We start from the raw sequence: 18,004 nt of genomic DNA, 5'->3' as shown, positions 1-18,004 counted from the left end.
TCCTCTTTAATTTCGGTGCAAAGACGTGCATGAAACGGCAAGATCATCTTCTCCCCGTGAAAGCAAATGCCAGATATCCACATTCGCCCGGCGCAGCCAGCCGACCTTACGACCATTACCGAAATCTACCGCGACGCCGTTCTTCACGGCACTGCAACCTATGAGATCGATCCGCCCGATCAGGCGGAAATGACTCGGCGGTTTCATGCGATAACCACCGACGGGTTTCCTTACATTGTCGCTGAGCTTGACGGAGCTGTCATCGGCTACGCCTATGCGAGCTATTTTCGTTCGCGTCCAGCCTATTGGTGGTCGGTGGAAGATTCGATCTATATTGCGCCGGAAGCCAAGGGAAGGGGCTTGGGCAAACGCCTGCTTGGCCAACTGATCAAGGACTGCACAGCACTTGGATTCCGTCAGTTCATTGCAGTCATCGGCGACGGTCACGATGATTCCGCGTCCGTGCGTCTTCACACCAGCGCGGGCTTCAGCCATTCTGGAACCATCAGGGCTTCAGGCTTCAAGCATGGACGCTGGCTTGATACGGTCCTGATGCAGTTGGAGATGAACGGAGGCGCAGCAACGCTGCCCGAAAAACCGCCGTTGAGAGGCGATACGTTCTAAAATAGGAAGGCTTTTAACCTCGCACGAGGCTCAAGCCTTTGTCGAAGACCCTCAAAACACGGTCAAGCTCGTGGCCACGCTTGAGGATAAGGCCACTTGCAGCGATGACGCTATAGGCACCCTGCTTGCGCGCCAGTTTTGGGTTCTTTTCGACGCGAAACATCGGAACCTCGCTGGTCCTGCGGAAGATCGAAAACACCGCCCGATCCACCATGTGGTCAATGGCGTAATCGCGCCATTCACCCGCAGAAACCATGAAACCGTAGATTCGAAGGATTTGATCAAGCTCTCGCCGGTTGAAGGTTACTGGCAACTCGCTACCGCGTAAGAGGGGGATTAGGGTTGCCTGCTGCTGCGCTTCGTCGCCACCTGCACTGCTGTCCATCAATCATCCGCCTTTGTATGCCGTGTGACACCTGGATGACACAAGGGTGACCTTTTCTGCGCGGATTTACAAGTCCGGAATGATCGAAGGAGCGCGACCTGAGTGAGTTAGGAACCGCTTTTGCGACCATCTCACGAACCAATACGCATTGTCTCCAATGGTGATTATTGGACACATTCTCGCCATTTTGTGTTCGCATTCCCGCCCGATTCCAAACCCAACATCGCTTGCATGTTGTCTGAGACGGTTCGGTCTTGACAGTCCGATACCCCAAGCCCCCCGCCCAACGGGTTGTTTGGGCCGAACCACCAGTCTCCCTGAAAGGCAACATGCCCCAATATCTCAGGCCGGATTTATCCGGCCTGTTTTTGTTTTTGGAGGGCCTTTGCCCTATTGCTTGGCTGCCATGATTGAGGCACCGATGATCGGCCCGGGCTTGCCCTCGCCGAGCATTTCCTGCAGCAGGACCGCACAGCCGGTCGACTTCTTGCTTGCAATCTCGCTGATTGGTATTTCGATCTTCTGCGCCTTGCCATCCCACATGCCGACGGTCTCCATCGCCCGTACGCTGTTGGCATAGCTGACCTTGCGCCCGATGTTCTCACCATCCGGGATCGCGACGATCGATTCCCGATTGTAATAGGCAAGGAGAACGCGGACGGGGTTGGTCGTCACCGGCCCTGAGCCGATATCGATGACGAGACGGTCGGGTGTGGTCCTTGCGATAGTAACTGGAATTGTAAGGCCCGATGGCGTACTGCGCATCTCCGCGATGCGGCGGCGAATCTTCTGGCCGTCCTGACCGTTAACGTGCACGCGGCCGTTGATAATGACCTGGGGCGTGTACACGCCGTTGAGGCCCAGCGCGACACGGTAGGCATTCTGACGCTCGGTATTTTCCGGCAGCGCGAGCGTATCGATCCATCCGCGATAGTCCCAATAGTCGACGTGGAAAGCGAGTGCGACAACCTTACCTTCCGAAACAAGTTCCTTCAGAATGGCGTCGGCCGGAGGACAGGAACCGCAGCCCTGCGATGTGTAAAGCTCGACCACAGCTTCAGGCGTTTTGGCCGCATCCTCCGCACAGACTGGAAATACGTAGGCGGCCGCAGCAACGAGCGGTGCGCCAATCAGGAAGCGTCTGGAAAGCTTGCGCAGATACACGAGTTCAATTCTCTTCCCAATTCGAGTGGGATTGTTGTCGGATAAAAGGATTGCGAGAAGATTGATAGGAGCCGCCGTTTTCAAGGGGAAGTCACTTTGAGGTGAATTCGATCACGATTTGGCTCACAACAATCAAAAGGCCGCCGATCGCTCGGCGGCCTTCCGAATTTCGACATTCCTGATCGATCAGGCGGCGAGATCACGCAGAACATACTGCAGGATGCCACCGTTCTTCAGATATTCGAGCTCGTCGATCGTATCGATGCGGCAGATCAGCGGCACCTGCTTGACGCTACCATCGGCATAGGCGACCGTGGCGAACGTCTTCTGGCGCGGCTGGATCGTGGCAAGCCCGTCGATCGAGACGATTTCATCGCCCTTCAGGCCGAGCGACTGCCAGCTCGTGCCCTCTTCGAGAACGAACGGAACGATACCCATGCCGACAAGGTTCGAGCGATGGATACGCTCGAACGATTGGGCGATCACGGCGCGCACGCCAAGCAGACTGGTGCCCTTGGCGGCCCAGTCGCGTGACGAGCCATTGCCGTATTCGACGCCCGCAAAGATCACCAGCGGCACATTCTCGGCGCGATACTGCATTGCTGCGTCATAGATCGGCATTTCCTCCTTGGAGGGGTAATGGATCGTGTAGCCGCCTTCACGGCCATTCTCGCCGAGCATGTGGTTCCTGATGCGGATATTGGCGAACGTGCCGCGCATCATCACCTCATGGTTGCCGCGACGCGTGCCATACTGGTTAAAGTCCAGCGGAGCGACGCCGTGGTCCGTGAGATACTTGCCAGCGGGCGACGCCGCCTTGATCGAACCGGCCGGCGAAATGTGGTCAGTGGTGATCTTGTCGCCGAAGAGCCCAAGCACGCGAGCACCCTTGATATCGTTGACCTTGCCGGGCGTCTTGCCCATGCCGACAAAGTAGGGCGGGTTCTGCACATAGGTCGACTGGTCGTCCCATGCGTATGTCTGGCCCGCCGGCGCCTGCACGGCCTGCCAGTTCTCGTCCCCCTTGAAGACATCCGCATATTTCGATGCGAACAAGGCGCGCGTCACGTTCTTGACAATGAACTCCTGGATCTCGTGCGAGGATGGCCAGATATCCTTGAGGAATACCGGGTTGCCGTTCTGGTCTTCGCCGAGCGGCTCCGTGGTCAGGTCCCTCGTCACCGTACCGGCAAGCGCATAGGCGACGACAAGCGGTGGCGAGGCGAGATAGTTTGCCTGAACGTCCGGCGATACGCGGCCTTCGAAGTTGCGATTGCCGGAAAGGACGGCGGCGGCAATCAGGCCCTTGTCGTTGATCGTCTTCGATATCGGCGCCGGGAGCGGACCGGAATTGCCGATGCAGGTGGTGCAGCCGAAGCCGACGAGGTTGAAGCCGAGCTTGTCCAGTTCCTTCTGCAGGCCGGCATTCTCGAGATAGGCGGCAACCACTTGCGAACCCGGCGCAAGCGATGTCTTGACCCAGGGCTTCGACTTCAGGCCCTTGGCGACGGCATTGCGCGCGAGGAGGCCGGCGGCGATCAGCACGCTCGGATTCGACGTGTTGGTGCAGGAAGTGATCGCAGCAATGGCAACGTCGCCGTGTCCGAGATCATAGTCTTCGCCCTCCACCGCATAGCGGGTGTCGAGCTGCGTCGTCTTCTTATATTCCTTTTGCAGTGACTCATGGAAGCCGGAAGCGATGCCCTCTAGGGCAATGCGGCCTTCCGGACGCTTCGGTCCGGCCATGGAGGGCACGACGGTGCCGAGGTCGAGTTCTAGCGTGTCCGTGAATACCGGATCCGGCGAATCGGCTTCGCGCCACATGCCTTGCGCCTTCGAATAGGCTTCGACCAAAGCAAGGCGCTCTTCGTCGCGGCCCGACATGTGCATGTAGTTGATGGTTTCGCGGTCGATCGGGAAGAAGCCGCAGGTCGCGCCGTATTCCGGACCCATATTGCCGATGGTGGCGCGATCGGCCAGCGTCATGCTCTCGAGGCCAGGGCCAAAGAATTCGACGAACTTGCCGACGACGCCCTTCTTCCGCAGCATTTGGACGACGGTGAGAACCAGATCGGTTGCGGTAACGCCTTCCTTGACCTTACCGGTCAAGCGGAAACCAATGACTTCCGGCAGAAGCATGGAGACCGGCTGGCCGAGCATTGACGCCTCGGCCTCGATACCGCCGACGCCCCAGCCGAGCACGCCGAGGCCATTGACCATCGTCGTGTGCGAGTCGGTGCCAACGCAGGTGTCCGGATAGGCCAGCGTTACACCGGCCTCTTCCTTCGTCCAGACCGCTTGTGCCAGATATTCGAGATTGACCTGATGGCAGATACCGGTGCCGGGCGGAACAACGCGGAAGTTCTTGAACGCCTGCTGGCCCCACTTGAGGAAGCGGTAGCGCTCGCCGTTGCGCTCATATTCGAGATCGACATTGCGCTTGAACGCCTGCGGGTTGCCGAACTCATCGACGATGACCGAGTGGTCGATGACGAGGTCTACCGGGACAAGCGGATTGATCTTTTCAGGGTCGCCCCCGAGATTGACCATGGCGTCACGCATCGCCGCAAGGTCCACGACCGCCGGAACGCCGGTGAAATCCTGCATCAGAACGCGCGCCGGTCGGTACGCGATCTCGGCGCCAGCGCTGCCGCGGTCGACAAGCCACTTGGCGATGTTTTCAATGTCTTTCTTGAAAACCGAGCGGTTGTCTTCAAAGCGAAGCAGGTTTTCGAGAAGCACCTTCATGGAAAATGGCAGCTTGGAAATGCCTTCCAAACCATTCTTTTCCGCTTCGGTCAGGCTGTAATAGACATATTCCTTGCCCACTACGTCGAGGGTCTTACGGGATTTGAAACTGTCAATCTGAGACATTCTCCGTTCGTCCTTATGCTGCGGCCTAACCCGGGACGAACGCCTTTGCCGCGTTTCAAGGACGCGCTAAGGTGCGGGTGCAGTCATTTCCGCTGTCCGTCCCGACACTGGTCCATAACTGGTCCTGCATCCGAGATCGGCCAAAAATTGTTTCCACACCGACCGCTGGCATGGTTGAGGCCTATATAGAGTTTTTCGCCGATCTGTGCCAGACCGACATTAGTCAAAAATGCATGCTGCGTCGAAATGATCACGGGGCAGTCGGGGATAGACGAGAGCGGGCAAAACATGCGGTTAGTTGCCGAGAAACTGGCTGGGGAGCGTGGCGGGGAACCGTTGTTTTCTGATCTGGAGTTTACCGCCGGGGCCGGTGAAGCGCTGTTGGTGACGGGTCCGAACGGGGCGGGAAAATCGACCCTCTTGCGAATCATCGCCGGGCTTCTTCCAAGTGCTGCCGGCACCTTGACCGTGGTTGAGGGATCCAAGGCCTCGAAAGACGTAGCGCCGCTTGCCCACTATCTTGGCCATCTCAACGCCATGAAGGCTGTGCTCAGCGTCGAAGAAAATCTGCAGTTCTGGCGCTCGTTCAGTGGCGCGGGGAAACGCTCGGTCACCACGGCGCTCGATCGGGTCGGGCTTGGCGACATCGCGCATTTGCCTTTCGGCTACCTCTCGACGGGACAGAAGCGCCGCGCCAGCATTGCCCGGCTTCTGATCAGCGATCGTCCGTTATGGCTGCTGGACGAGCCGACAGCAGGTTTGGACAAGGCGTCAGAGCTGCAGTTTGCTGGTTTGATGCAGGAACACCTCGGCAATGGCGGCATCGTCATCGCCGCAACACATCTTCCGCTTGGCCTTGAAGTCGCCGGCGAACTTCGGCTGGGAGCGGCCGCCTGATGGGGGCGCTTTTCGTTCGCGAAGTCCGGCTCGGCCTCCGTTCAGGAGCTGGTGTTCTCGTAGGCGTGCTTTTCTTCCTGGCGGTCATTGCTGTTGTTCCGTTCGGCGTGGGGCCCGACCTCAAACTGCTCGCCCGCATCGGCGCCGCGATGTTGTGGATCGGAGCTTTGCTTGCGACCTTGCTCGGTCTTGACCGCCTGTTCCAGGCCGACCGGGACGACGGGTCGCTTGACCTCCTGATCATGGCGTCGGAACGGCACCTTTTGGCGCTGACGGTGCTGGTCAAATGCCTTGCCCACTGGACAGTCAGCGTGCTGCCGCTGGTCATCGCCTCTCCGCTCCTTGGCCTGTTCATGAACATGGAGCCCGCGGCCATCGGCGCAACGAGCCTCACGCTCCTTGTTGGCACACCGGCGATAACCTTGATTGGCGCGGTCGGAGCTGCAGTGGCAGTGTCCTTGCCGCGCGGCGGGCTTCTCGTGTCCGTCATCGTCCTGCCGCTGACCGTCCCCGTCCTCATATTCGGCGTCTCTGCGTCCTATGGCGCAGTTGAAGATCCCGCACCGTTTCTGGCACCTTTCCTTATTCTTGCTGCGATTACGCTGTTTTTTGCAGTGTTGGGGCCGGTTGCTGCAGCAGCGGCGCTAAAATCGTCAGCGGACTGACAGAGAGGTGAATTGCGCAACGGGCACCGGAAAGCTATGAGACGAGGATGAGTGAGACTGTTTCAAAGACCGGACGTTGGATCGACTGGGCAAATCCCACGCGGTTCCTGAGCTTCGCCGGGATCATCCTGCCATGGCTCGGCGCGCTGACGCTGATCGTGCTGGCGATCGGACTCTGGATGTCGATGCAGGCCCCTGACGATTATCAGCAGGGTGCGACCGTCAAGATCATGTTCATCCACGTGCCTTTCGCCTGGCTGTCGATGATGTGCTATTCGATCATGACGATTGCTGCGCTCGGGACCTTGGTCTGGCGCCACCCGTTGGCGGACGTCTCAGCCAGGGCCGCAGCGCCCATCGGCGCCGTCTTCACGGCTCTTGCGCTCATCACCGGTTCACTTTGGGGTAAACCCATGTGGGGGACGTGGTGGGTCTGGGACGCACGGCTGACCTCGGTCTTCGTGCTCTTCCTGATGTATCTTGGCATCATCGCGCTTACCCGCGCCATGGATGATCCGGCCAAATCAGCAAAGGCGACGGCGATCCTCACGCTGGTTGGATTCATCAACATCCCGATTATCAAGTTTTCCGTCGATTGGTGGAACACGCTGCACCAGCCGGCGTCGGTGCTGCGCATGGGCGGGTCAACAATTGACGGGTCGCTGCTTCGGCCGCTTCTCGTCATGGCGATCGGATTTACCCTTCTGTTTTTCACGCTGCACATGATGGCGATGCGCAATGAGATCCGGCGTCGCCGTATCGTCTCCATGCGCCGTGTCGCGGCACGCAACGCTGATCGGAGGCCGAGCCAATGAGCAATCATGCCGGATTCATCATTGCCGCTTATGGCGTATCCTTGATTGCCCTTGCCGTATTGATCTGCTGGATTTTGATAGATCAGCGTCTGCAAAACCGGGCATTGCAGGAATTGGAATCGCGTGGCGTGCGCCGTCGCTCGGATTCCAAAGGTGCCCAATCGTGAGCGGTCAGGAGCGGTTGGAAAAGCCGCCGGCAAAGCGCAATTCGCTTTTCGTCTTCTTGCCGCTTGCCGTTTTCATTGGTCTTGCAGCGATTTTCGCCTTTCAATTGGCGTCCGGGCGTGACGAATCCGTCATTCCTTCGGCCCTGATCGGTAAACCGGCGCCGACACTGTCGTTGCCGGCGATCAATGGTCTGCGGAAGAATGGACAGCCGGTCGCAGGTCTCGATCCGGCGAGCTTCAAGGGTGAGGTGACACTCCTGAATGTCTTTGGTTCCTGGTGTGTGCCATGCCGAGTGGAACATCCGCTCCTAATGCAATTGGCGCAAGACAAGCGGTTCCGACTGGCAGGGCTCAATTACAAGGACAAAACCGAGAACGCGCTCGGATTTCTCAATGATCTCGGAAATCCTTACGCAATGGTTGGCGCCGATACGAACGGCCGAGCCGCGATCGAATGGGGCGTCTACGGCGTGCCCGAAACGTTTCTTGTCGGCCGCGATGGTATCGTGGCCTACAAGCACGTCGGACCGCTGACCGAAGCTTCGATCCGTGATGATCTCATGCCTGCCATAGAGGCCGCGCTAAAGTAAATTAGTAGCTATCCAGCGAGGCGTAGCGCCTGACCCACGCGGCCGCGCGGGTCGCCGCGGTTGCCGTTTTGTCATAGGCATGGGTCAGGGGTAGGGTAATCATCCGATAGCCGAAACTGGTTTTCGCAGCTACCGCAACCGGCGCATCTACGGGGGTCCCGAGCGCAATCGTTTCGATGGGGCGGTCGGGAGCGGGCGCGGGCGCAGTAAAGGCTTTTGCGACCGCCACGCCGGGCACGGATTTTGCCGTGCAAGTGGCTGTAATCAATGGATAATCGACATCGGTGTTCTGGCGTATCTGCTTCTCCAGATCCGCCCGGCAGCTCTCCACCGTTGTCCAGCCGGCATCCGTGGTCTTGATATATTCGCAAATCTTCGCATCGCAGTCGCAACCCAGAAGGGTCATCACGATGAGTGCCGTTTTCATGGCGTGCGCTTTCGAGAATTGGTTGCGTGGCCGCAATTCTTGAGCGCGCATCGCGGCGGGATTTCGTCGCGATCAGGCGAAGGTTATGACCGTTTCCCGCAGGATTGTGGCGAAAACTATTTGCCCTTGTCCCCGGCCTTTTCGGCGGCCGGGTGTTCGATGGAATACTTCATCACAAGTGGCATCTGGGCAAACGTGAATAACAGGGTAAGGGGCATGGTGCCCCAAACCTTGAAGGCGACCCAGAAGTCCGTCGAGAAGCTGCGCCAAATCACTTCGTTCAACACGGCGAGGAACAAAAAGAATATGCCCCAGCGCATGGTGAGCTTACGCCAACCTTCGGCGTTCAGCCGAAAGGCGCTGTCAAAGACATAGCCGAGCAGGGATTTGCCGAAGAAGAGTCCGCCTAGCAGGATCACGCCGAACAGTGTGTTGATGATCGTCGGCTTGATCTTGATGAAGGTCTCGTTATGCAGCCACAACGTCAAGGCGCCGAAGACAAAGACGACAATTCCCGAAACGAGCGGCATGATCGGCAGGCTGCGCAAGAGCAGCCAGGATGTGCCGAGCGCCACCGCCGTTGCAACCATGAACAAAGCCGTTGCAACGAAGATGGGCCCGCCGATATTGGCAAGGAACGGAAAACGTTCGGCCAGCCACTCGCCCCGAGAATTTGCGAAGAAGAAGACCATTAATGGTCCGAGCTCCAGCGCCAGTTTCAGGAAGGGATTGACCTCCTTGTGTGCCGGATCCGCCGGGTCGCGCTCGAATACAGATTGTTCCATTATGCGACTCCCGCGATGGCTTTGGCGAAATCTCTGGCGGCGAAGGGCTCAAGGTCATCGACCTGTTCGCCGACGCCAATGAAATAGACAGGCAATTTGTGTTTGGCCGAGATGGCGACAAGAATGCCACCGCGAGCGGTGCCGTCAAGCTTGGTCATGACTAGGCCGTTCACGCCGGCAATATTCTTGAAGATTTCGACCTGGTTGAGGGCGTTCTGGCCCGTGGTTGCATCGAGCGTCTGCAAGACGGTATGCGGTGCCTCGGGATCATTTTTGCCGAGGACACGAACGATCTTCGCAAGTTCTTCCATCAGTTCCGCCCGATTTTGCAGCCGGCCTGCGGTATCGATGATGAGGACGTCGCTTCCAGCTTCCTTGGCCTGCTTCCAGGCGTCGAAGGCGAGACCCGCAGCATCTGCGCCGAGCTTGGACGAGACGACGGGCGCGCCTGTGCGCTTGCCCCAGATATGCAGCTGTTCGATGGCAGCGGCGCGGAACGTATCCCCAGCAGCCAGCATGACGCTCAATCCGCCCGCCGTCAGCTTGGCAGCAAGCTTGCCGATCGTCGTGGTCTTGCCAGTGCCGTTGACGCCGACCACGAGGATGACATGCGGTTTGTGCGAAAGATCGAGCTCCAGTGGTTGGGCGACCGGGCCTAGCACCTTTTCGATTTCCGACGCCATGATGGCACGCACCTCGTCGGTGCTGATGTCCTTGCCATAGCGCGTCGCGCTCAAGGCATCGGTGACGCGAATGGCGGTCTCCATGCCGAGATCCGCCTGGATGAGAACGTCCTCGAGGTCCTGGAGTGTGTCTTCATCGAGCTTGCGCTTGGTAAAGATGCCGCCGATCGAATCGCCAAGCTGCAGCGACGAGCGCGACAATCCCTTGCGCAGGCGCTCGAACCAGGAAACCCGCTTCGCCGGTTCAGTGGGGAGGGGTTCGTCGAGCTTCTTTTCCTCGACCGCCTTGCTGACTGTCACCTTGGTCGTCGAAGGCTTGGCGACGGGTAGAGGAGCTTCGCTCAGTACTTCAGGTTCGATGTCTGCCGTCGGCGCTTCAGGCGCCGGGATTTCGACGGGTTCGATGTCCGCGTCATCCATCGGGCCGGGAATCAGGTCGGCCACGACTTCGACAGGGGCCTCGGCCTCCGCAGGCGCCGCCTCAGGTTCTGCTGGCACGGGAACAGGTTCGGGCTCGACCGGGGCTTCGAAAGATTGGGGAACAACCAGCGTTTCGGAGGCGGCGGGTTCGATCGCTTCTGTTGCGACGACCTCGACCTGCTCCACCACGACAGCGGGAATTTCCGGCAGGATTTCAGGTTCAGGTTCGGGCAGGATCTCCGGTTCGGACAGAAGTTCGTCCGCAACGGGCGACTCAACTTCAATCGCACCGAGCGCTTCGGTGGGCAAAGCGGCTGCCTCTTCCACCACTTCGTCTAAAGGTTGTTCTGGTGCAGCCCTCGCTTCCGCAGGCGCCTCGAGGCTTTCGGGAGCCTCGTACGCGATTTGCCGTTCTTCGGCCGGAACCTCTTCGACCTCCTTCTTGCCGAAGGAAAAAATCTTCTTGATAAAACCCAGAGCCATGAATGCTGCTTTGCCCGTTATGCTGCGCGCCGGTCTTGATGGGTGGCCAGCAGCTTGTTACCGTCATGTGCGGTGATGGTGCGCTCGATGATTTGTCCGGCATCGCCGCCCGCTACGCCTACAAGGGTAAAGCCTTCGGTACGTCCGATCCCGTCGCGTTCGATAAGTATTTTCTGCGTCGTCCCAACGAGAGTCTCAAGGTGCCGTCGATAGGCGGCATCGCCGGCGGCACGCAGTCGGGCGGCACGTGCCTTGACGATCTGGCGATCGACTTGAGGCATGCGGGCGGCCGGGGTTCCCTTGCGCGGGCTGAATGGAAAGACGTGGAGATTCGTCAGGCCGCATTCTTCGACAATCCGGATCGAATTTTCGAACATGTCATCCGTTTCGGTTGGAAAACCGGCTATGATATCGGCGCCGAAGACAATGTCGCGACGCAACTTGCGGACCTCGGCGCAGAATTCGATCGAATTCTCGCGGGCATGACGGCGCTTCATGCGCTTCAGGACCATGTTGTCGCCGGATTGCAACGACAAATGCAAATGCGGCATCAGCCGCGGCTCTGTAGCAAGCACCTCCATTAGGTCGTCATCGGCTTCGATCGAGTCAATGGACGAAAGGCGCAGCCGCTCGAGATCCGGCACCGATTTCAAAACGGTCTTGACCAACTTGCCGAGGCGTAGGTTGCCCGGCAGGTCGGGACCGTAGCTCGTCATGTCGACGCCTGTCAGCACAACCTCGGCATATCCGTTTCCGACGAGCCGCTTCACTTGTTCGACGACGCCGCCCATCGGCACCGAACGGGAGTTGCCGCGACCGTAGGGGATGATGCAGAAGGTGCAGCGGTGGTCGCAGCCGTTCTGGACCTGCACGAAGGCACGGGCACGGCCTTCGATTGCGTCGACCATGTGTGATGCGGTCTCCCGTACCTCCATGATGTCGTTAACGCGCACTTTCTCGAACTGGTTCACTCCGAAATCCGGCAACATCCGGTAGGAATTGGACTTGAGTTTTTCCTCATTGCCGAGAATGAGGTCGACCTCGCTCATCGCTGCGAATTCGGCGGCCTCCGTCTGCGCGGCACAGCCGGTGACGATGATCCTTGCATCGGGATTGTCGCGGCGCGCCTTGCGGATGGCTTGCCGCGCCTGCCGCACCGCTTCGCTGGTAACGGCGCAGGTATTGAAAATGATGGCGCCATTTTCAAGCGCACCGAGGCCGGCTGCATCGGCTTCGCGCTTCATCACTTCCGACTCGTAGGTGTTGAGCCGGCAGCCGAACGTAACGACGTCGACAGCCATCAGGCGGCTCCCTGAGATGGCGACGGTTTCTCGCGCTGCCATGCGCCTGTTTCAGGGTCGAGGCTGCCCGCAAATTCCCATTCGACCGGTCCTGTCATGATGACGTGATCGTTGTCGAGCCATTCGATCAACAACGGGCCGCCGGGGACCGTAACGGTAACGGTACGTTCTGTCCGGCCGGTCCTTGCGGCGGAGACCGCAGCGGCGCAGGCGGCCGAACCGCAGGCGCGCGTGAGTCCCGCTCCACGTTCCCATGTGCGCAGTGTCATGGCAGTGCGGCTGGTGACATGGGCAACGGAAATATTGGCCCGTTCCGGAAAGATCGGATGGTTCTCGAGAAGCGGCCCGAAGCGCTCGAGCTCATAGGTCCAGACGTCCTGATCGACCCAGAAGATCGCGTGCGGATTGCCCATGCTTGCGACGGAGGGCGAATGCAACACGGGCGCGTCGATGGGCCCGATCTGGAGTTCAATCCGGCGCGTATCATGGAACGGTTCGGAAAGAGGAATGTCTCGCCAGTCAAAGCGGGGCGTTCCCATGTCGACCGATATCAGACCGTCGGGGTGCTCCTGCGCGGTGAGGATTCCGGCGATGGTCTCGAAGGTGAACTCGCGCCGCCCGGTTTCGGCACTCAACGCCTGCACGACGCAGCGCATGCCATTGCCGCAGGCCTGCGCCTGACTGCCGTCGGAATTGATGATCTCGATATAGGCCTCCGTACCGCTTGTTCGCGGGCTGTGAATGGCCATGATCTGGTCGAACTTTGTCGCTGCGTCGCGATCAAGAGCGATAGCGGCTTGCGGCGAAATACGATCGGCACGGCCGCGCATATCGGCAACGATGATTTCGTTACCGAGGCCGTTCATTTTCGCAAATTGCGCCTGTCTTGCCATGCCGTTCTTTGCCTAGTGCCGTCACTTGCCATTCATAGAGGGCCTATATGGCGGAATTGGTGGAAAATTGCCAGTGCCGGCAAAAATCAAAGGTGTCGCGGCGATGAATGCGGTGTTGCTCGATTTGTTCACGACACGCGCACGAGGAGCTTGCCGAAATTGCGGCCCTTGAGGAGACCCATGAAAGCTTCCGGCGCGTTGGCGAGACCGTCGACGATGTCTTCACGATATCTGACCTTGCCGGTGCGCAGCCATTCGGACATTTCCCTCAGGAAGGCCGGACGCTGATCGGCAAATTCCCGGTAGATAAAACCACGGATTGTCAGGCTTTTCACGAGGATGCTGCGCATCAGCCGCGGCAACCGGTCCGTTTGCGACGAAGTCGCACCGTTGTATTGCGAGATCAGGCCGCAGACGGGCACGCGCGCGAACGTGTTGAGCAATGGAAAGACCGCGTCCCAAACCGGGCCGCCGACATTTTCGAAGTAGACGTCGACCCCATTCGGACAAGCGCGCTGCAACTGCTCAGGAAAATCGGGCGCACGGTGATCGATTGCTGCATCAAATCCCAAGACATCCTTCACGAATGCACATTTTTCCGCTCCCCCTGCGATGCCGACGGCGCGCGCCCCCTTGATCCTGGCGATCTGGCCGACCGCTGAGCCAACCGGACCGCTTGCTGCGGCAACGACCACTGTCTCGCCGGGTTGCGGACGACCGATAGTCAGGAGGCCCGTATAGGCGGTGAGCCCGGGCATGCCGAGTATGCCGAGCGCGGTCGAGACCGGCGCGAGCGCTGGGTCGAGCTTCAAAAGTCCTCCGCCATCGGAAAGTGCATGGCTTTGCCATCCCGAATGCGAAAGCACAGTGTCGCCAACAGCGAAATCCGGATTGTTGCTGGCGATGACTTCGGCGACCGTTCCACCCTCCATCACAGCGTCGATCTCGACCGGCGCGGCGTAGGATTTCGCGTCGTCCATGCGGCCCCGCATATAAGGATCAAGCGAAAGGAAAAGAATCTTCAGCAATACCTCGCCCGTGCCCGGACGAGGTATTGCCAGGGCCTCAATGCGAAAGTTCTCCGCCGTCACGGTTCCTTGGGGACGCGACGCAAGAACGATACGGGTGTTGCGCACTTCTGACATGATTGGCTCCATACTTGGAAAACCCTAAACTAGCGCCCGTGCCTCGAACTCCGCAATCGTTGGACGTGGACGCAAGTAGGTCACGGAGGATTGCCGCCATAAGACTTTGTTCACCTTGAAATGGTTGAATTGGTTAATTGCGCCGAACTTCCTTCGGAGCATCTACGCGTTCAAGGTGTGGCGATATTGTCATTTCCAACGATTTTTGCGGTTTCTTGCCGGCGAATTGGCTTCAAACGCGGCGGTTTTTTGAATGTGCGGGTTGAAATTTCACCGCGATCACCTTTGTATCGCGGGTAACAATGCCAAATGAAGACGTATTCCAGAGTTCGAATGCGCAGATGGAGAGTTGAGGTTATGGGGTCTTTGAAAGTCAATTTGCTTACCGTTGCCGCTGTGGGCATGGTACTGGCAGGATGCCAGAGTTCGCGGCTTGACAACGTGTCGCCGGGCCCCGCACCACTCCAACCCGCGCCGTCGGGCACTGTTAGCCAGAGCCAGTTGCCGCCGCCCGGAGGTGCAAACCAATTTCCGACCGCGCCGACGACGGGGACGCCTGCAACCGGTGCGCAAGGAAACACCCAGGTGGCCGCCGTGCCGCCCGAAAACGCGCCGGATCTGACCGCAGGCAGCGTCGCCGGCGTCTGGAACGCTTCCATGGGTGGCCAGAGCTGCAAGATTGCGACGCCGCAGACCAAGTTCGGGCAGGGGTACCGGGCCGGTCCGCTGCGGTGCCCGGGCGAACTTGCCAACCTTTCGTCGTGGGCCGTTAGCGGCAAGCAGCTGACGCTTTATGATGCAGCCGGCGGTACAGTCGCCAAGCTTTATTCCTCGGGCCAGTCGAGCTTTGATGGCCAGACATCCGGTGGGCAGGCGCTGCGCCTGTCGCGATAAACGAGTACGGTGCGCTGGACACTTGAACGGCGCGCCCGGAGACTGCACCGCGCATGTCGCACGACAATCTGAAAGTCTTTCCTTCGGTCCGCGAGCGCTATGATGCGCTCGTGTCTGGGGGTGACATCGAAGCCGACCCGGCACAGCAACGGCTGGCAGATCGCTTTGACCGGCTCATCCATGAGCTTGCCACGACGCGGCTCGCGACCAAATCCAGCGCTCTGGGTTGGCTCTTCAGCCGGAAGGCGCCGCGGCGCGAGATCATCAAAGGGCTTTATGTCTACGGCGAGGTGGGTCGCGGCAAGACGATGCTGATGGATATGTTCCACCAACTCGTTCCAGCCAAACGCAAGAGGCGCGCACATTTCCTCGATTTCATGGCCGATGTGCATGAACGCATCAACGCGCATCGCCAGGCGCTCAAGAACGGCGACACCAAGCAGGAAGATCCGATTCCGCCTGTTGCGGAGGCGTTGGCGGAGCAGGCATGGGTTTTGTGCTTCGACGAATTCACTGTCACTGACATCGCCGACGCCATGATCCTGTCGCGATTGTTCCGTGCGTTGTTCGAGCGTGGCGTCGTTCTGGTTGCAACCTCGAATGTCGAGCCAGACAATCTTTATCGTGATGGCCTCAACAGGCAGCTCTTCCTGCCCTTCGTTGGTCTGCTCAAGTCGCACGTCGATGTCGTTAATCTCGACGCCCGTACCGATTATCGCCTGGAAAAGCTCAATCACCTGCCCGTCTACCTGTCACCGTTGAGCGTGGAGACGAAGCGACAAATGGACGAAGCCTGGCATGCTGCGACAGACGGAGCGATTGTCGCCCCGGATAGTCTTAAAGTGAAGGGCCACGCCGTTACCATACCGCACGCCGCGCGTGGCGCCGCGCGTTTCAGCTTCGCCGACCTGTGTTCAAAGCCACTCGGGGCAGCGGATTACATGGCCATCGTCGAACGCTACCGCACGATCTTCATCGACGACGTGCCCGTCCTCGACCATCCGAGGCGCAACGAGGCCAAGCGCTTTATCATTCTCATCGATATCTTGTATGGCAATCAGGTCCATGTGGTGATGTCCGCCGCCGCTTCACCTGACAAGCTCTACCATGCGAAAACGGGCACCGAGGCCTTCGAGTTTGATCGTACGGCTTCACGTTTGTTCGAAATGCAAAGTGAGGAATATATTGCTTCGACCGGCTCAACCAGCCCTCGTCCGGAGGCCAAATCGGCCGGGATTTGACCGGGCCAATCAGAAGAAGATTGGGTCGAAACCTTTCATCAATTTGACAAATTACACATGCTAGAAATGCCAGCACATCTGCCAGAGCAAATCAAACTAAATTGACGTTTACGTAAATCCCATTAAATCTAAACGATTGAATTTATTGAGGTGAAAATTTTCGGTTGAGTTATTTTTCAAAGAGGAATATTCGAACGTCCCAACGCAAGGGCATGTTGTCATAGGTTTGCCGTCTGGCGGCTTGACTATCGAAGTATGTTCTTAGGCGTCCGTCAAGACTTCAGATCAAGGAAGCAACCAGCATGGCACGTAACAAAATCGCCCTCATCGGTTCAGGCATGATCGGTGGAACGCTTGCACATCTGATCGGGCTCAAGGAGCTCGGCGACATCGTGCTCTTCGACATCGCCGAGGGCATGCCCCAGGGCAAGGCACTGGATATCGCCCAGTCTTCGCCCGTCGATGATTTCGACGCCAAACTTGTCGGCGCCAATGACTACTCCGCCATTGAAGGTGCAAACGTCGTCATTGTCACCGCCGGCGTGCCGCGCAAGCCGGGCATGAGCCGCGACGACCTTCTTGGCATCAACCTCAAGGTCATGGAGCAGGTCGGGGCAGGCATCAAGAAGTATGCCCCCGGCGCTTTTGTCATCTGCATCACCAATCCGCTTGATGCGATGGTCTGGGCACTGCAGAAGTTTTCCGGCCTGCCGAAGAACATGGTTGTCGGCATGGCCGGCGTTCTCGACAGCGCCCGTTTTCGCTATTTCCTTGCCGAAGAGTTCAAGGTTTCGGTCGAGGACGTTACGGCGTTCGTGCTTGGCGGCCACGGCGACTCGATGGTGCCGCTGACGCGCTATTCCACGGTTGCCGGGATTCCCCTGCCGGACCTCGTCAAGATGGGCTGGACCAGCCAGGAAAAGCTCGATCAGATCGTGCAGCGCACGCGTGACGGCGGCGCCGAGATCGTCGGCCTTCTCAAGACCGGCTCGGCCTACTACGCCCCCGCAGCGTCCGCCGTCCAGATGGCTGAAGCTTATCTTAAGGACAAGAAGCGCGTTCTGCCCGTCGCGGCCCATCTCTCCGGCCAGTACGGCGTCAAGGACATGTATGTTGGCGTACCCGTCGTCATCGGTGCAGGCGGCGTTGAGCGCGTCATCGAGATCGATCTCAACAAGACTGAAGAAAAGGCCTTCGAAAATTCCGTCGCGTCTGTTGCAGGGCTCTGTGAAGCCTGCATCGGCATCGCTCCGAACCTCAAATAATCCGGCCCCCGGAAATTCTGAAACAATCCTCCGTTGCGCGTGAGGGTTTTTCGAGAGGAAACAGCTAAATGAATATTCACGAATATCAGGCAAAGCGTCTGCTGCACACGTTTGGTGCGCCGATTGCCAACGGCGTTGCCGTTTATTCCGTCGAACAGGCGGAAGAATGGGCAAAGACGCTGCCGGGTCCGCTTTATGTGGTCAAGAGCCAGATTCATGCGGGCGGTCGCGGCAAGGGCAAGTTCAAGGAACTTGGCCCGGACGCGAAGGGTGGCGTTCGCCTCGC

At 58.8% G+C, this 18,004-nt stretch carries 19 protein-coding genes; 10 read left to right on the top strand and 9 right to left on the bottom strand.

The window, feature by feature from the left end; translation table 11 throughout:
- The first annotated feature begins 66 nt into the window (after window positions 1–66).
- Window positions 67–624 (top strand): N-acetyltransferase family protein, encoded by a 558-nt coding sequence (locus AAAB35_RS00345; RefSeq protein WP_340666268.1) that lies wholly within the window; start codon window positions 67–69, stop codon window positions 622–624.
- 13 nt (window positions 625–637) lie between these two features.
- Here AAAB35_RS00345 and AAAB35_RS00340 read toward each other — a convergent pair whose 3' ends face one another.
- From AAAB35_RS00340 to acnA, 3 genes are all read right to left on the bottom strand, one after another.
- Window positions 638–1,009: a DUF2794 domain-containing protein gene (locus AAAB35_RS00340; protein WP_340666267.1), complete on the bottom strand. Its 372-nt coding sequence runs from the start codon at window positions 1,007–1,009 to the stop codon at window positions 638–640.
- Window positions 1,010–1,399: 390 nt separating this feature from the next.
- The gene (locus AAAB35_RS00335; RefSeq protein ID WP_340666266.1) at window positions 1,400–2,173 is read right to left on the bottom strand and encodes a DUF1223 domain-containing protein; all 774 of its coding nucleotides are present in this window, start codon (window positions 2,171–2,173) and stop codon (window positions 1,400–1,402) included.
- Window positions 2,174–2,359: 186 nt separating this feature from the next.
- Window positions 2,360–5,047 carry an aconitate hydratase AcnA gene (gene acnA, locus AAAB35_RS00330; RefSeq protein WP_340666265.1) on the bottom strand — a complete coding sequence of 896 codons (2,688 nt, stop codon included), beginning with the start codon at window positions 5,045–5,047 and terminating at the stop codon, window positions 2,360–2,362.
- Window positions 5,048–5,335: 288 nt separating this feature from the next.
- On the opposite strand from acnA, the gene ccmA reads away from it, so the two are divergent.
- Genes ccmA through AAAB35_RS00305 form a run of 5 tightly spaced genes read left to right on the top strand, consistent with a single transcriptional unit; the run spans window position 5,336 to window position 8,181 of the window.
- A complete protein-coding gene (ccmA, locus tag AAAB35_RS00325; RefSeq protein WP_340666264.1) occupies window positions 5,336–5,944 on the top strand; it encodes a heme ABC exporter ATP-binding protein CcmA in 609 nt (202 codons plus the stop codon).
- The gene (ccmB, locus tag AAAB35_RS00320; protein WP_340666263.1) at window positions 5,944–6,609 is read left to right on the top strand and encodes a heme exporter protein CcmB; all 666 of its coding nucleotides are present in this window, start codon (window positions 5,944–5,946) and stop codon (window positions 6,607–6,609) included. Before ccmA ends, ccmB begins: the two co-directional genes overlap by 1 nt.
- 47 nt (window positions 6,610–6,656) lie before the next feature.
- On the top strand, window positions 6,657–7,424 hold the full coding sequence (locus AAAB35_RS00315; protein WP_340666262.1) for a heme ABC transporter permease: 768 nt from the start codon (window positions 6,657–6,659) through the stop codon (window positions 7,422–7,424).
- Window positions 7,421–7,591 (top strand): heme exporter protein CcmD, encoded by a 171-nt coding sequence (ccmD, locus tag AAAB35_RS00310; protein WP_340666261.1) that lies wholly within the window; start codon window positions 7,421–7,423, stop codon window positions 7,589–7,591. Before AAAB35_RS00315 ends, ccmD begins: the two co-directional genes overlap by 4 nt.
- The gene (locus tag AAAB35_RS00305; protein ID WP_340666260.1) at window positions 7,588–8,181 is read left to right on the top strand and encodes a DsbE family thiol:disulfide interchange protein; all 594 of its coding nucleotides are present in this window, start codon (window positions 7,588–7,590) and stop codon (window positions 8,179–8,181) included. The genes ccmD and AAAB35_RS00305 overlap by 4 nt, the downstream gene beginning before the upstream one ends.
- Window position 8,182: 1 nt before the next feature.
- Here AAAB35_RS00305 and AAAB35_RS00300 read toward each other — a convergent pair whose 3' ends face one another.
- The 6 genes from AAAB35_RS00300 to AAAB35_RS00275 form a co-directional block, all read right to left on the bottom strand.
- Window positions 8,183–8,608, bottom strand: coding sequence for a hypothetical protein (locus tag AAAB35_RS00300; RefSeq protein WP_340666259.1), 426 nt, complete (start codon window positions 8,606–8,608; stop codon window positions 8,183–8,185).
- 116 nt (window positions 8,609–8,724) lie between these two features.
- Complete coding sequence (locus tag AAAB35_RS00295) at window positions 8,725–9,393, bottom strand: septation protein A (protein ID WP_340666258.1); 669 nt, start codon at window positions 9,391–9,393, stop codon at window positions 8,725–8,727.
- Window positions 9,393–10,979, bottom strand: a complete 1,587-nt coding sequence (gene ftsY / locus AAAB35_RS00290) for a signal recognition particle-docking protein FtsY (RefSeq protein WP_340666257.1) — start codon at window positions 10,977–10,979, stop codon at window positions 9,393–9,395. The genes AAAB35_RS00295 and ftsY overlap by 1 nt, the downstream gene beginning before the upstream one ends.
- 17 nt (window positions 10,980–10,996) lie before the next feature.
- The gene (gene mtaB, locus AAAB35_RS00285; RefSeq protein ID WP_340666256.1) at window positions 10,997–12,280 is read right to left on the bottom strand and encodes a tRNA (N(6)-L-threonylcarbamoyladenosine(37)-C(2))-methylthiotransferase MtaB; all 1,284 of its coding nucleotides are present in this window, start codon (window positions 12,278–12,280) and stop codon (window positions 10,997–10,999) included.
- Window positions 12,280–13,173: a diaminopimelate epimerase gene (dapF, locus tag AAAB35_RS00280; protein WP_340666255.1), complete on the bottom strand. Its 894-nt coding sequence runs from the start codon at window positions 13,171–13,173 to the stop codon at window positions 12,280–12,282. Before dapF ends, mtaB begins: the two co-directional genes overlap by 1 nt.
- Before the next feature lie 128 nt (window positions 13,174–13,301).
- Complete coding sequence (locus tag AAAB35_RS00275; RefSeq protein ID WP_340666254.1) at window positions 13,302–14,318, bottom strand: NADP-dependent oxidoreductase; 1,017 nt, start codon at window positions 14,316–14,318, stop codon at window positions 13,302–13,304.
- Between the two features lie 357 nt (window positions 14,319–14,675).
- On the opposite strand from AAAB35_RS00275, the gene AAAB35_RS00270 reads away from it, so the two are divergent.
- From AAAB35_RS00270 to AAAB35_RS00255, 4 genes are all read left to right on the top strand, one after another.
- Window positions 14,676–15,212, top strand: a complete 537-nt coding sequence (locus AAAB35_RS00270; protein WP_340666253.1) for a protease inhibitor Inh/omp19 family protein — start codon at window positions 14,676–14,678, stop codon at window positions 15,210–15,212.
- Window positions 15,213–15,265: 53 nt separating this feature from the next.
- Window positions 15,266–16,453 (top strand): cell division protein ZapE, encoded by a 1,188-nt coding sequence (gene zapE / locus AAAB35_RS00265; protein WP_340666252.1) that lies wholly within the window; start codon window positions 15,266–15,268, stop codon window positions 16,451–16,453.
- Between the two features lie 302 nt (window positions 16,454–16,755).
- Window positions 16,756–17,718 (top strand): malate dehydrogenase, encoded by a 963-nt coding sequence (gene mdh, locus AAAB35_RS00260; protein WP_340666251.1) that lies wholly within the window; start codon window positions 16,756–16,758, stop codon window positions 17,716–17,718.
- A gap of 68 nt (window positions 17,719–17,786) precedes the next feature.
- The coding region (locus tag AAAB35_RS00255) for an ATP-grasp domain-containing protein (protein WP_340666250.1) at window positions 17,787–18,004 on the top strand (218 nt) is incomplete at its 3' end.

The sequence above is a fragment of the Phyllobacterium sp. genome, assembly GCF_037994425.1.
In the GTDB taxonomy this organism is placed as follows: domain Bacteria; phylum Pseudomonadota; class Alphaproteobacteria; order Rhizobiales; family Rhizobiaceae; genus Phyllobacterium.
This window is presented reverse-complemented; position numbering and strand designations above follow the sequence as displayed.

Bases quoted from the DNA above. Each gene is read 5' to 3' on its own strand.
- AAAB35_RS00345 (WP_340666268.1), top strand. From the start codon at position 67: ATGCCAGATATCCACATTCGCCCGGCGCAGCCAGCCGACCTTACGACC.
- AAAB35_RS00340 (WP_340666267.1), bottom strand. From the start codon at position 1,009: ATGGACAGCAGTGCAGGTGGCGACGAAGCGCAGCAGCAGGCAACCCTA.
- acnA (WP_340666265.1), bottom strand. From the start codon at position 5,047: ATGTCTCAGATTGACAGTTTCAAATCCCGTAAGACCCTCGACGTAGTG.
- ccmA (WP_340666264.1), top strand. From the start codon at position 5,336: ATGCGGTTAGTTGCCGAGAAACTGGCTGGGGAGCGTGGCGGGGAACCG.
- ccmB (WP_340666263.1), top strand. From the start codon at position 5,944: ATGGGGGCGCTTTTCGTTCGCGAAGTCCGGCTCGGCCTCCGTTCAGGA.
- AAAB35_RS00315 (WP_340666262.1), top strand. From the start codon at position 6,657: ATGAGTGAGACTGTTTCAAAGACCGGACGTTGGATCGACTGGGCAAAT.
- ccmD (WP_340666261.1), top strand. From the start codon at position 7,421: ATGAGCAATCATGCCGGATTCATCATTGCCGCTTATGGCGTATCCTTG.
- AAAB35_RS00300 (WP_340666259.1), bottom strand. From the start codon at position 8,608: ATGAAAACGGCACTCATCGTGATGACCCTTCTGGGTTGCGACTGCGAT.
- AAAB35_RS00295 (WP_340666258.1), bottom strand. From the start codon at position 9,393: ATGGAACAATCTGTATTCGAGCGCGACCCGGCGGATCCGGCACACAAG.
- ftsY (WP_340666257.1), bottom strand. From the start codon at position 10,979: ATGGCTCTGGGTTTTATCAAGAAGATTTTTTCCTTCGGCAAGAAGGAG.
- mtaB (WP_340666256.1), bottom strand. From the start codon at position 12,280: ATGGCTGTCGACGTCGTTACGTTCGGCTGCCGGCTCAACACCTACGAG.
- dapF (WP_340666255.1), bottom strand. From the start codon at position 13,173: ATGGCAAGACAGGCGCAATTTGCGAAAATGAACGGCCTCGGTAACGAA.
- AAAB35_RS00275 (WP_340666254.1), bottom strand. From the start codon at position 14,318: ATGTCAGAAGTGCGCAACACCCGTATCGTTCTTGCGTCGCGTCCCCAA.
- AAAB35_RS00270 (WP_340666253.1), top strand. From the start codon at position 14,676: ATGGGGTCTTTGAAAGTCAATTTGCTTACCGTTGCCGCTGTGGGCATG.
- zapE (WP_340666252.1), top strand. From the start codon at position 15,266: ATGTCGCACGACAATCTGAAAGTCTTTCCTTCGGTCCGCGAGCGCTAT.
- mdh (WP_340666251.1), top strand. From the start codon at position 16,756: ATGGCACGTAACAAAATCGCCCTCATCGGTTCAGGCATGATCGGTGGA.